This is a genomic window from Candidatus Magnetominusculus xianensis (assembly GCA_001541255.1).
Taxonomy (GTDB): Bacteria; Nitrospirota; Thermodesulfovibrionia; order Thermodesulfovibrionales; family Magnetobacteriaceae; genus Magnetominusculus; species Magnetominusculus xianensis.
The window spans coordinates 1-12514 of the sequence record LNQR01000041.1 but is presented as its reverse complement, the minus strand read 5'-3'; the positions used below and the strand labels follow the sequence as shown (position 1 = coordinate 12514).

At 46.5% G+C, this 12514-nt stretch carries 12 protein-coding genes; 3 read left to right on the top strand and 9 right to left on the bottom strand.

All coding sequences use genetic code 11. From position 1 onward, the window contains the following. The first annotated feature begins 348 nt into the window (after positions 1–348). The 3 genes from ASN18_RS06275 (at position 349) to ASN18_RS06265 (ending at position 2865) form a co-directional block, all read left to right on the top strand. A complete protein-coding gene (locus tag ASN18_RS06275) occupies positions 349–1593 on the top strand; it encodes a radical SAM protein (protein ID WP_085051897.1) in 1245 nt (414 codons plus the stop codon). Beyond that, positions 1590–2387, top strand: a complete 798-nt coding sequence (locus tag ASN18_RS06270) for a glycosyltransferase family 2 protein (protein ID WP_085051896.1) — start codon at positions 1590–1592, stop codon at positions 2385–2387. Before ASN18_RS06275 ends, ASN18_RS06270 begins: the two co-directional genes overlap by 4 nt. 82 nt (positions 2388–2469) lie before the next feature. Further along, positions 2470–2865 carry a Crp/Fnr family transcriptional regulator gene (locus tag ASN18_RS06265; protein ID WP_085051895.1) on the top strand — a complete coding sequence of 132 codons (396 nt, stop codon included), beginning with the start codon at positions 2470–2472 and terminating at the stop codon, positions 2863–2865. 61 nt (positions 2866–2926) lie between these two features. Here the strand turns inward: ASN18_RS06265 and arsB are convergent, their stop codons facing one another. The 9 genes from arsB to ASN18_RS06220 all read right to left on the bottom strand — a co-directional run bounded on the left by arsB (position 2927) and on the right by ASN18_RS06220 (position 12411). Next, positions 2927–3988, bottom strand: coding sequence for an ACR3 family arsenite efflux transporter (gene arsB / locus ASN18_RS06260; RefSeq protein WP_085051894.1), 1062 nt, complete (start codon positions 3986–3988; stop codon positions 2927–2929). Beyond that, complete coding sequence (locus tag ASN18_RS17790) at positions 3979–4293, bottom strand: ArsR/SmtB family transcription factor (RefSeq protein ID WP_085051893.1); 315 nt, start codon at positions 4291–4293, stop codon at positions 3979–3981. Before ASN18_RS17790 ends, arsB begins: the two co-directional genes overlap by 10 nt. 10 nt (positions 4294–4303) lie before the next feature. Next, positions 4304–4717, bottom strand: coding sequence for an arsenate reductase ArsC (locus tag ASN18_RS06250; protein ID WP_085051892.1), 414 nt, complete (start codon positions 4715–4717; stop codon positions 4304–4306). A gap of 140 nt (positions 4718–4857) precedes the next feature. Beyond that, a complete protein-coding gene (locus ASN18_RS06245; protein WP_085051891.1) occupies positions 4858–5199 on the bottom strand; it encodes an FmdB family zinc ribbon protein in 342 nt (113 codons plus the stop codon). An 83-nt stretch (positions 5200–5282) separates the two neighbouring features. Continuing rightward, positions 5283–6392, bottom strand: a complete 1110-nt coding sequence (locus ASN18_RS06240; protein ID WP_085051890.1) for a response regulator — start codon at positions 6390–6392, stop codon at positions 5283–5285. 20 nt (positions 6393–6412) lie between these two features. Further along, positions 6413–9151, bottom strand: coding sequence for a response regulator (locus ASN18_RS06235; RefSeq protein ID WP_085051889.1), 2739 nt, complete (start codon positions 9149–9151; stop codon positions 6413–6415). Continuing rightward, a complete protein-coding gene (locus ASN18_RS06230; RefSeq protein ID WP_085051888.1) occupies positions 9144–9677 on the bottom strand; it encodes a V4R domain-containing protein in 534 nt (177 codons plus the stop codon). The genes ASN18_RS06235 and ASN18_RS06230 overlap by 8 nt, the downstream gene beginning before the upstream one ends. A 17-nt stretch (positions 9678–9694) precedes the next feature. Then, positions 9695–11569 carry a PAS domain S-box protein gene (locus tag ASN18_RS06225; protein ID WP_085051887.1) on the bottom strand — a complete coding sequence of 625 codons (1875 nt, stop codon included), beginning with the start codon at positions 11567–11569 and terminating at the stop codon, positions 9695–9697. A 236-nt stretch (positions 11570–11805) separates the two neighbouring features. Further along, positions 11806–12411, bottom strand: a complete 606-nt coding sequence (locus tag ASN18_RS06220; protein ID WP_085051886.1) for a hypothetical protein — start codon at positions 12409–12411, stop codon at positions 11806–11808. Between the last annotated feature and the right edge of the window lie 103 nt (positions 12412–12514).

Sequence of the window (12514 nt, the reverse complement as noted above, 5' to 3'; positions counted from 1 at the left end):
CATACGCGGTATCTGTAATAACCGGACGCCCCAGGTAATTGAACTCCCCGTTAAAATGAAACATTGCACCATTAGTGTATTTCATCTAATCATCTCCCTTATGTAAATACGACTTTCAACTCTTACGGTTACTTTCACTGATAGAGTAATAAGTTTCTATTATAATGTATTTTTGCAGAAATTAAAAATAATTATTATTGCAGCAAGACCGCCCTGGCACGCTACAGACATGAAACATATGCTGTAACACTTGACAACCTGCTGGTAATAAATGTATATTTGTAGATACAGTCAGGCAGCAGTGTATGACGGTACTCTTTTTTTATGAATTAAACACGAGGAAGCAGATTGGAAACACTGGATAAACCGGATAAGTACGATTTGTCGTTTTTTGACATAACGGGCAACTGCAACTTAAGATGCCCGTTTTGCATTAATGATTGGTCAACAATAAACGGCAATACTCCAGTGAGCGAGAGGACGTTTGAGAAGATATTGACACTCCTGCCGCTTCTAAACAGCTTTTACCTGTCGTGTTATTTCGAGCCGACAATTCACCCTGATTTCGAGTCAATACTTAAGATGATACCGGATGAGCACAGGAAAAAGGTCTTATTTACAACAAATTTATCGAAGAAACTCTCAGACGGTGTAATAGATGAGTTAAGCAGCAGCGGTTTTAACTATATAAATATATCGTTGGATTCTTTGAATCCCGAAGTATTTGAGAAAATGCGCAGGGGCGCCCGGTTTGATGTGTTTTATGATAACCTCAGGCGGTTGACAGATGCCTTTTCTTCAAATCCCAAAGCCCCTCCCCTTAGATACATAACTATACTGAACAAGCACAACATAGACGAAATCCCCAAATTGATAGAGGACTGCGCAACTAACTATCTCTCTACGATGAATGAGCTAAGGACATTTGTCGCGATGCCGCACATAGACAAGGACTGGATTAAGGACAATGACATATCGCTGACCAGGCGGGATGCCCTCTGGAATACTTTATATGAATTTCCTCATAAGTGGATGTACGTCGATTACGACAATAAAACTGAATACGACGAATTTTTTGATTCCCTTGAGAATCTGAGGAAAAAGCAGGTTTACTTTGTGCCGCCGTTTATAGGGCTAAGGATTTCATCGGGTGGAATAGTCGAACTCAGCCACATATGTATTGAATCAAAGTACGACATAAATAAAATGGACGCCCCCTATGCAGTGTTCAAAGAGATATTGTCCCTGCACAGCCTCGATATGGACAGGGCAAGGGAGATAAAAAGCCTTCACACTGAAAAAATGACTATAATAAGAGAAAAAGACTCAATCATAGATGACAAAAATGCCGCCATCTGCACTTTGACAGGAGAAAGAGACACACTTTCCAAAGAAAAACATATATTAACCACTGAAAAAGACGGCCTTACTGATGAACTTTCCATGATTAAGGCAACATATTTTTATTTACTGTCACAAAAAAATATGGTAGGCATATGGAGAAAACTCAGGCACTCAGCAGGTAAGGCCCTGTTTAAGAACAACCCGGAGTTAAAAACACGCCTGAAGAAGGCACTGCACATCGGTAAGTGAAAGCCCCTGTACGAGTTTCCTTTGTTATACCAAACTGGAACCATAAGCAGCTCCTTGATGAGTGTATCATATCGATAAAGGCATTAACGGGAAATTTTGAAAAGGAAATCATAGTTATAGACAATGCCTCAGAAGATGGCAGCGCAGAGTTCGTCAAAGACGCCCACCCCAGTGTGATTTGCCATTGCAATGATACAAACACCGGCTATGCAAAGGCAACTAATCTTGGGGTATCGCTGTCCACCGGGCAGGTGATTTTTTTACTAAACAACGACATAAGGCTCTTTCCAGAGTGTTTGCAGGGGCTGTTTGACTGCCTGAGCAATAACCCGCGTGCCGGGGCAGCGGCCCCGCTGTTATACTATCCGGACGGCAGATTTCAGATATCATGCCGGCGTTTTCCATCGCTAGCGGCATTGATTCTGGAGCAATTTGGGGTGTTTAGTATTGGGCGGTTCAGGAAATGGAAGTTGACGCAGGAGGAGCATATATGTTTTACTGAGGTGCCTCAGCCAATGGCGTCAGCGCTGCTTATACGGAGGGAGTGCTGGGAGGAGGTCGGCCCCCTGGATGAGGGTTTTCCTATCTTTTTTAATGACGTAGACTGGTGTTACCGGCTCTACAAAGATACGAACTATACGATTGCCCTCTGTCACAACTCAAGGGCAATTCACCATGAAGGTGTATCCGTAAACCGGCTTGGACTCAGAAAGAAGATAAACTTTTACAAGGGTCTTATAGGTTTTTACAGAAAACACTGGGCAAATTTACTGGAAAGAAAGGACACTATTTGATTATAATTGACTAACACTGAGGGGGGAGTCACCCCCCAGTTAGAAAAGCCATAAAAGTTAGAAAAGTTCTACGGAGGCAGAGATGAAAAAGATAGCAGTAACCGAGACATATGAAGACGGGCAGGCGATAATAAAAGAAGGTACACACGGCGAAGGCACCTATGTGATAATGTCTGGTCAGGTGGCAATAAAGATAAAGATTGACAACGTAGTGATAACAATAACAGAGTTAGAAAAAGGGGACATATTCGGGCACATGAGTCTGATAGACAGACAGCCGCGTTCGGCCTCGGCTGTAGCCGTGGGGCAGGTAAAGGTAGGGCTGTTTGACAAGGACTATCTTGATACCGAGATAAACAAGACCTCAGAGGACTTTCGAATAATCCTCAGGGCGCTTGTCGATAGACTAAGAAGCACGACAGCAAAATATACCAATCTCTGCATCAAGCATTATAAGCTGACAGGTTCGATAGAATAGACCAGTTGACACCAGCAGGGCTGACCGTACCCCATCAGTGCGGCTCTGCTTAGTTCACACCCTAGTCCGATGTTAAACTACCGGCGGCGTTGAAATATTTCTTTTTAAACAACAGCGCCACGCTGACCATAGCCACCATCACCGGTACCTCTACCAGGGGCCCTATGACCGCTGCAAATGCCTCCGGTGAGTTTATCCCAAAGACAGCCACCGCTACCGCAATCGCTAATTCAAAATTATTACTTGCCGCCGTAAACGACAGCGACGCCGTCTTGTTGTACCGGATTTTATATTTTATGCCCATATAGAATGATATGAAAAACATTACGCCAAAATATATCAGAAGCGGCAGCGCTATGCGCAGCACATCGGAGGGCAGTGTTATTATCTTGTCCCCCTTCAGCGAGAACATCACCACTATTGTAAAAAGCAAAAACACCAGCGTCAGCGGGCTGATTCGTGGTATAAACCGTTCGTTGTACCACACCGGCCCCTTTAACCGTAAAAAAATATATCTGGTAAGAAAACCACCCGCAAACGGTATCCCTAAATATATCAGTACACTCTTTGCTATTTGCGCTATCGATATGTCTACAACTGCCCCCTTTAGCCCAAACCACCCCGGGGCAACTGTGATAAATATGTACGCATAAAGCGGATAAAACAGTATCTGAAATATCGAATTAAATGCCGTCAGCCCGGCAGCATACTCAGGGTCGCCCTCTGCCAGGTCATTCCATACGATAACCATCGCTATACACCTCGCCAGCCCTATCATTATCAGACCCACCATGTAGTGAGGCAGGTCGCTCAACAAAACAATCGCCAGAAAAAACATCAGCACCGGCCCTATCACCCAGTTTTGTATTAACGATAACACTAGCACGCGCCTGTCCCTAAACACCAGCCCCAACTCCTCATATTTGACCTTTGCCAGCGGCGGGTACATCATGAGAATCAGCCCCAGCGCTATGGGTATCGATGTAGTGCCCACCTGCATGGACGACGCAAGTGTCTTTACCCAGGGCAGAAAATACCCCGTCCCTACCCCCACAGCCATTGCCATGAATATCCACAACGTCAGGAACCTGTCCAGCGCTGAAAGCCTCTTTTTCATTGACATGCCCTCGCATTTCGTGAATTTTCAAGCCGCTTTATATCGGCATCGTTTGAGTATTTCTCACAGATAGAGATAATCAGAAATCTGGTGAATAAATCGCCAGCGCCAAGACTGTAATAAACCCACTTGCCGTCTTTTCTGTCCACTATCAGCCCAGCTTCTTTCAATATAGACAGATGGAATGAGACCTTTGGCTGACTCAGCTCCAGGGCGGCAGTTATATCACATACACACAGCTCTCCTATGTCAAGCAGCTTGATTATTCTTAGGCGCGTATCATCTGAAAGTGCCCCAAATAGTTTTACCATCTTATGCCGCCTACTGAAGCCACTTCTCTATGGTTCTTTGTATGTCGTCTCTGACCTGTCTTGTCTTTGCCAACCTCTCTTCATGTGTGCCGGTGAAGCCGGACGGGTCGTCAAAGCCCCAGTGCAGCCTCTTGCCGCCGCCGGGAAACACAGGGCATCTTTCAGCACTTGCCCCGTCGCATACCGTTATCACGTAATCGTATTTGATGTCGGAGTTTATACAGCTCTCAACGCTTTGTGTCTTTTTTGCCGAAATATCTATACCTATCTCCTGCAGTACTTCTACAACCAGGGGATTTAAGACCCCAGGCTCAAGCCCCGCGCTCTCTGCCTCATAACGCCCGCCGCCAAGCCTTCTCAACAGTGCCTCAGCCATCTGGCTTCGCGCACTGTTATGGATACAGACGAACAGCACTCTTTCCATAGCACACCCTCCTCATATAAATATATATTTATATGATACGTTATTGCACAAGACATATGCAAGGCCTTATATAAAATATTTTTTATGTGATAAGACTGAAGTCCCCTGCGTAGGGGGGGATGCTTTAGTGCTGCCTGAGCCTATACGCCGACAGGTTCTTTTGCCGAAGCGCCAGCGGTTGTTGCAGTTGTGCTGTCGGACTTTGATGAGTCGGATTTGGTTTCATTAATTTCAATGGGTTTCTTGTCCGCCGTTTCTGAGCTGCCCGCTGGTTTTTCAGACGACATAGAGTCTTGCCTGTCTTTCGATGGATAATCGGTAACGTACCACCCGTCTCCCTTGAGTACAAAGGAAGTCGAGGATATGAGTTTATTCAGCTGTCCACCACACTTTGGACAGTCCTTGAGCGGCTCGTCTGTGAATTTTTGCATATGTTCAAGGACATCGCCGCACTCATCGCATTTGTATTCATATATTGGCATCTGCAAAATCCTCCTTTACTTTCACCAGTAGTATAGCCCATTGACCTCCTGCAAATCAATATGCACGGCAGCCGTCACACGAATCAGAGCTTATCGTCCGTAAACTGTTTGGCTATCTTGATAAACGTCTCCTCCAGCGCTATGAAGGCATCCACCACGTCCGGGTCAAACTGAGTGGAATTCCCTTCGACAATGATCTTCCTCGCCTGTTCGTGCGTCATCGGGGTTTTATAGACACGCTTGCAGATGAGGGCGTCGTATACGTCGGCAACAGCCATAAGCCTTGCAGGTATTGGAATGTCATCGCCGGAGAGTCCTTCGGGATACCCGGCACCGTCCCATCTTTCATGGTGATAGCAGGCTACCTGTTTGGCATATTTCAGGAACTCCACCTCGATGCCCAGGCGCTTTTCTGCCTCCTCAATTGCCTGCTTGCCAAGCGTCGTGTGTGTCTTCATTACGGCATACTCTTCATTGTCAAGTTTACCGGCCTTAAGCAGTACTTTGTCCGGGATACCCACCTTGCCTATGTCGTGAAGCGCCGCAATTTTAAACAGCGTAATGACGTTCTTACTGGTCAGAAACCATCCGAAACGGGGATTGGCGCTGAGGTGTTTAGCCAGCGCTGCAACATAGTACTGTGTCCGGCGGATGTGATTTCCTGTGTCGCTGTCTCGCGTCTCAGCCAGTGAGCCAAGGGCAAGTATTGTCACATCCTGAATGGCTGAGATTTCCTCTGTACGGCGCTTTACTTCCTGCTCGAGAAACTCGTTTTTCTGTTTCAAAAAATCACGCATTGCCTTCAGCTCAAGATGGTTTTTTACGCGTGCCATCACAATTGGCGGACTCACCGGCTTGGTAATATAATCCACAGCGCCAAGGGAAAGCCCCATGCGCTCGTCCTCGACCTCGGCCTTGGCAGTAAGAAATATCACCGGAATAGCCGCTGTGGCCTCATTTGTGCGCATTCTCCTGATTACTTCAAAGCCGTCCATCTCCGGCATCATAATATCAAGCAATACGAGGTCTGGCGGAGAGTCTGAGTTTATTATCTTCAATGCCCGCTCACCAGAGTTTGCCACCTTGACCTTATAGGTGTCCTTTAGCAGGCCGCTCATCAGGGTGAGATTATCAGGGGTATCATCCACTACGAGTATTACGTTTTTTTGTATTGTCTGCGGTTGCTCTTCCATGTTTTTATACTCCTCTATTGTTAAGTGTTCTTGTTAATGGCGCTTCGCAGCGTTAAAAGTGCCTTCTCAAAATCATAATTCTGTATAGCGGCCTCTATATCTTTTGCTGCCCCGCCAAAGGCACAGTTCAGCATATCTGATGATTCTGCAAAGACATCGGCTGCCTCTGAGTCGTCATCTGAAAGCAGCGCTTCTAAGCGTGATATAACGGGCTTAAGGGCCTCCATATCAACAGCAACTGTCTCTGTAGTTTTCTTCTCTTGCGGCATCGCGCCCTGCAATCCTATAAGAAACCCATGAAGCGTCTCAGCAAACTCTTTACGTATCGCCTCTGTCTCCTCAACGGCGCTGCGGTGTTTAATTGCATGTTCCAGCCTTTCGGCCTTTTCCTGGACTACAGTTGCCCCGATGTTACCTGCCGTGCCCTTAGCTGTATGGGCAATTCGCTCGGCATCGCCCTCGCGCCCCTCGTTAAGGGCTTTTTTCACCTCTTCGGCAGAGTCAGCCTGTCCAGCGATGAATTTCTTCAGGAGCGATATATATGAGGCAGGTTTGCCTAGTACGCGCTTTAGGGCGCTTGCCACATCAAGCCCGGCAACAGCGCGCAATGCAGCTAGCTGGTCATCGACCCCGCCTGAGCATTCGGGCGCTTTAACCGCGACTGGGGCTATGAGCGTTGCTGCCGCACCGGTTGTCCTAAGCGGAGGTATCCACTTAAGCATACATTCAAACAGTTTGTCAGGGTCTATGGGTTTGGCCACATGGTCGTTCATACCGGCCTCAAGACATTTCTCTTTATCAGTTATCATCGCATTTGCTGTCATCGCCAGTATAGGCACATCGGCGCATTGACTGTACTTTCTGATTTCTATTGTTGCTGCAACCCCATCCATAACCGGCATCTGCATATCCATGAGGATTATATTATAACTATTTTCTGTGGCCATGCGTACTGCAATCTCACCGTTTTCTGCCAGGTCGGTAATAAATCCGCTGTCGGCAAGCAGTTCCAATGCCACCTGCTGATTCAATTCATTATCTTCGACAAGGAGAACCCGCGCACCGGTAATTAAAGAAAGGCTTTGCTGCCCCTCTGCTGCTGAGTCTGACTTAGACACAGCCTGCCCTGTACCTTTAATGGCAGCAATAGCCGCATCAAACACTGTAGAAGGACTTGCCGGTTTAACAATGACCGGAAGCCCCACTGCCTCTGTTTTAGCCAACAGTTCTACTGTAGCCTGCGAGGTTAATATTATGGAATGCGGGGCATTGTGCCTCAGCGTAAGGGCAGCAATTTGGGCTGCCGTTTCTATACCGTCAAGCCCCGGCATCTGCCAGTCAATAAAGGCAGCAATAAAGGGGTCTCCTGCGCTGTCTGCCTCGCTGACTGCCCTTAGCGCCTCCTCGCCCGATGAGGTCTCTTCCACGCGGAAGGTCATAGAGCGCAGCTGCTCACTAAGTGTGTGCAGGACCTGCGCATTGTCATCGGCAACAATTACACGGCAGCCACGCAGCCCCGGCTCAAGCGTCAAGTCCCGTCTCAGCTTCTTGCTCTTTTGAAGCCGTGCAGTAAACCAAAACGTACTGCCCTTGCCATATTCACTTTCTACGCCGACATCGCCGCCCATCAGATTGGCAAGCCTTTTAGAAATCGCAAGCCCCAGCCCCGTGCCGCCGTACTGACGTGTCGTAGTGGTATCTGCCTGCTGAAATGACTGGAAGAGCTTTCCAATTTGTTCCTCAGTAAGACCAATCCCTGTGTCTTTGACCTCGAAACGCAAAAGCATAGTGTCTTCGTCCTGTTCTGCTATCTTTGCCCTGATTACAATCTCACCATCTTTGGTGAACTTCACGGCGTTGTTTGAGTAATTTATCAGTATCTGCCCAATGCGCAGCGGATCGCCTATAAGATTATTGGGTACGCCCGGGTCTATGTCAAAGACTAACTCAAGGCCCTTTGCCGCTGATTTTTCAGACACGAGCGTGGCAAGGTTATCCAGCACTGGGGACAGCTCAAACTCTATCGATTCTACGTCCAGCTTTCCTGCCTCTATTTTTGAAAAATCAAGGATGTCGTTTATGATGCCAAGCAGGTGCTTACCGGAGTGTTGTATCTTCTGAACATAATCCCTTTGTTTTGGCGTTAGTTCTGTTTTTAGGGCAAGGTGTGCCATGCCTATTATGGCATTCATCGGGGTGCGTATTTCGTGGCTCATGTTGGCAAGGAAGTCGGCCTTGGCCTTTGAGGCAGCCTCTGCCTCCTGTCTTGACTCCTGCAAGTCCTCCATTATATTTAACATGGCAAGGCGCATCTTTCCCATATCGTCTACTCTTGCCTGAAGTGTCTCCTCCGCCTCTTTCAGACTGTCAAAGGAGGTCTCAAGCTGCTTTGTCATGCTGTTAAAGGCCGTTGAAAACTCACCCATAAAGTCAACGCTAAGTGTGAAATTCCCCTTTGCTATCTGCTGAGTTACCCATGTAAGATTTCTCAGACTTGCCTGTAAACTCTTCAGAGACTGCATAATCCGCATCTTGCCCTTTGGAGGATCAAAGTTGACATCACCTCTGGCAAGGGCATAAATAGATTCCGTAACGCCGTTGTACTCAGCGATGAATTTATTGACAAACCCGACTGCCTGAGTCATCTCGTTCTCAGGATAGTCCCCGCTCAAGACAATAGCGTCCGGTTTCTTGCCGTTAAGGATAAGATAAAAGGCCTCTGATATCTTATCGAGGTCTTCTTCTTTTATGTTAAGCACTGGCCTCCGGTTTTACTTCAAACCTGCAGACCCTGTCGCCTGAGCACCAGCAGTCAACCTCTTTCACCTTAAACCTTGTCCCCGTAAATTCGTGCAGCAATCCGGCTATAAACCCCTCGTCGTAAGTACATATGGTCTCCTCACTCATTGGCAGGCCGGAGCAGTCCAGGTCCTCGGCGACGGTCAGCGTGAATTCACTTTTTTCCATGTCGGCCTTCTCTACACGCAGTATCCCAATCTTAAGCCCTGAGAGCAGCGCCTGAACCTCTTTAATGAATTCAGGGAAGCTGTTGCCCTTGTTTATTAAAGCCTTACAAAACTCCGTTCCGGCCAGTTCGCCGGCCTCATAATATAGTTGGTCTGCTATCTCAGGGCTGAATTTCTTAATCAGAATGTCTCTCAATGTAAACTGCATCAGCCTGTACACACCCACATCCATTGTAGCGCCCAGATTCGGGCGGCCTTCTTTAATATCACCAATCATGCTCCAGTCAAACATCGGTTGAGTCCTTACCTCTTTAAACATAATGTCCTCCTTTTGAGTTAAGATACGATTTTGTATCTCGCTGCAAGTCCGATTTTCTCGTGTAAATCATTTATCTCCCGTTTCAACTGAATCATACGATGCTCTCTGTCAACGGTCAAACTGTTAAAGCGCTCCATCTCTTTGACGTACTGGTTCAAGTCAGCCAGCATGTTCTTACGATGTGTAACGTCTTCAACAAGGGAAGTCACGCCGATTGAATGACCGGCCTCATCTGTAAGCGTTACGTTGTGCCAACTACAGGCGATGTGCACTCCGTCTTTTGTGATATTTGCCTGATAGTCATGCTCGGTACTGCTTTTAGGTTCATGCAGGGGTGCTTCCTGGGGAATGATTAACTCTGCAGCAGTCCTTCCCATTGCCTCTTCCCTTGTATAACCAAATATACGCTCTGCCGCAGGGTTCCATGCAACCACTTTGCTGCCCAGACCCCACTCAATAATAGCAAGCGGTGAGTTCTCAACAAGAAGAGAAAGACGCCGCTGAGATTTGGCAAGCGCATCATCTATCTGCTTCCGTGCGGTGATGTCCTCCTGAAGACATACGTAGTTGACCACCTTTCCGTCTTCACCTGCAAGGGGCGTTATGGTCGAAAACACCGTGCAAAGGGCGCCGCCCTTACATCTGTTTATGAACTCACCCTGCCAAGAGCGTCCCTCACGAAGGGCAGCCCAAAGAGAGTTGTATGTCTCCTCCGGTGTGAGACCGCTTTTGAGCATAAGCGGCTTATTTCCTATGGCCTCGGTCATGGTGTAGCCAGTAGTCTGCACAAACGCCTCGTTTACATATTCTATTACTCCAGTTGTACTGGTTATGATTACCATTATGGGGGAGGTTTCGATAGCGCTGCTGAGTTTCTTTATTCGAATATCGTCCTGCGTCTTGTGCCAGCGCTGCCGAAGTATTATGTAAAGCAACAACCCGAAAATCATACTGCCAATCACTACGACCGCTATTATGATTATGATATCTAACCTGGACGCCCACTTTGTTGTGTCCTGAATAACGACAAGCTGCCATAATCCGCCAATATCGTTCCAATCGAAAAAATCCCTGCTTATGGAATAACGCTTGCCGCCAATTACTGCTGATGTGTCCTCTATGTTAAATGGAAGCTGCTTTGGCGTGTTGTTGTCAAACATCTTGCCATAACGTTTTTCTTTTCTTATGTCTTCTATATGTTTTTTTGTTAATTTTTTTGTCGAGGCATAGAGCCACGAGTGTTCTGTTGTTGAATAGACAATGCCCTCTGGCGACAGCAACAGCGCTCTGCCGGGGAGGGCCTCTATGTACTTAATAATTACGGGGTCTGCCGGTATGCGCATAGTCAATGCGCCGATTACAGGGGTATTAACCGTTTCCCCATCATGTATCGGGGCTGATGTGTAGAAGACCTTATCGCCTGTGCTGATACTAATGGCGGGGTAAACGCTTAACTTGTTAGCCATAGCCTGTTTAAAATATGACCGCTTAGACATATCCATGCCAGTTGACCTCTTAACATCAGACTCATGGGCAACAATGACGCCGGAGGCATTTACAATAAATATGCCGTCCGCGCCAAACATGCGTTTAGCGGCAACCAGCCGCAACAGCGTGTTGTGGTCATCTCTCGGCAGCGTTTCCTTTGCCACTTCCTTTATCAGGGGTTCGTTTAAACCCATTAAAAGCGCTGCGCCCATTGCCTGTCCGTGCATAGTGTCGGCATGAAGGCGTGTAATCACATCCTTTAGCGATTGCAAGGTCTTGGCGCGCTCACGCTCATCAGCAGAGTTTATAACATCGTAAAGGATAAGGCTCAAAAGCGCCGCCGCCATTATCAGCGTAATCACAGTACATATCAAAGCACGGCGCAGCGCCGGAGTGTCTTTCATATTCAGAGTTGGCTACCCCTGTGAATAATTTACGGCCGTCTTATAATCAAATGACTATCCGGCACGCCGTATTATAACAATAAACCGCACCAGATATAAAGATAGCAGGGAAGCCCGGCCAGCGATTGCCGACGCTTTCATTATTATTATATTTATGTTATTATGAAGTGGTTTGCCTGAAGTATCGAATAAATATGTGGTTATTGATGGTTGTCGCTTCAGAGAAATGACAGTTATTAATAATATCTTTTTATAGTGACATTGTCCATATCTTTATCTTTCCTTACCGTTTTCCAATAATATCCCTTTTTTGTTTTATTGTCTATAGCAAAATATTCAAAAACCGAATCGCGGTATGCAACGTTAAAAGCGCGGCAGCGGTAAAACTTATAGTTCGAGCGATTTGGTTCACGAAGCGGCTCGAAAAATGGCTTTTGCAACTCATCAGGCCACCATGACGGAGACATTAATGAATATGGAAAGGCTGTCTTGCTCTCATCGACTTCTGTACAGTAGGTAGAAAACGTTTCATATCGAAAACTTAACCAGTAGTACACGCCTAACCAATATTTAGTACGGGCTTTTGTAAATACCTTGATATCATAGGCGTCTTTTGTAAAATTATCGAGTTTTATCAAGTCGGTTCCATCGTAATGAGCATTTAGTAGTACCTGATCGCTTTGGCCGGGCTCATTGAAGTACAGAGTCCGCCAACCAGACCAAATATAATAATCCTCGATTATGTCATCCTCGCAAGCCTTTATTAATATTAAAATAAATATTACGAAGTATATCAGCTTTCTGATTAAACTTATCAACAGGTTTTTGATATTTATTTTCATGGTTGTATTATACACTGTTACTATACAGATAGACAAGGGAAATTAATTTTGATTTGCATTGCTCACAACGACGTTATACTACAAGCCATTGTGAGCAATGGTG

Coding starts and splice junctions, on each gene's coding strand:
- ASN18_RS06240 (WP_085051890.1), bottom strand. CDS start 6,392: ATGGAAGAGCAACCGCAGACAATACAAAAAAACGTAATACTCGTAGTG.
- ASN18_RS06245 (WP_085051891.1), bottom strand. CDS start 5,199: ATGCCAATATATGAATACAAATGCGATGAGTGCGGCGATGTCCTTGAA.
- ASN18_RS06230 (WP_085051888.1), bottom strand. CDS start 9,677: ATGTTTAAAGAGGTAAGGACTCAACCGATGTTTGACTGGAGCATGATT.
- ASN18_RS17790 (WP_085051893.1), bottom strand. CDS start 4,293: ATGGTAAAACTATTTGGGGCACTTTCAGATGATACGCGCCTAAGAATA.
- ASN18_RS06250 (WP_085051892.1), bottom strand. CDS start 4,717: ATGGAAAGAGTGCTGTTCGTCTGTATCCATAACAGTGCGCGAAGCCAG.
- ASN18_RS06220 (WP_085051886.1), bottom strand. CDS start 12,411: ATGAAAATAAATATCAAAAACCTGTTGATAAGTTTAATCAGAAAGCTG.
- ASN18_RS06265 (WP_085051895.1), top strand. CDS start 2,470: ATGAAAAAGATAGCAGTAACCGAGACATATGAAGACGGGCAGGCGATA.
- ASN18_RS06225 (WP_085051887.1), bottom strand. CDS start 11,569: ATGAAAGACACTCCGGCGCTGCGCCGTGCTTTGATATGTACTGTGATT.
- arsB (WP_085051894.1), bottom strand. CDS start 3,988: ATGTCAATGAAAAAGAGGCTTTCAGCGCTGGACAGGTTCCTGACGTTG.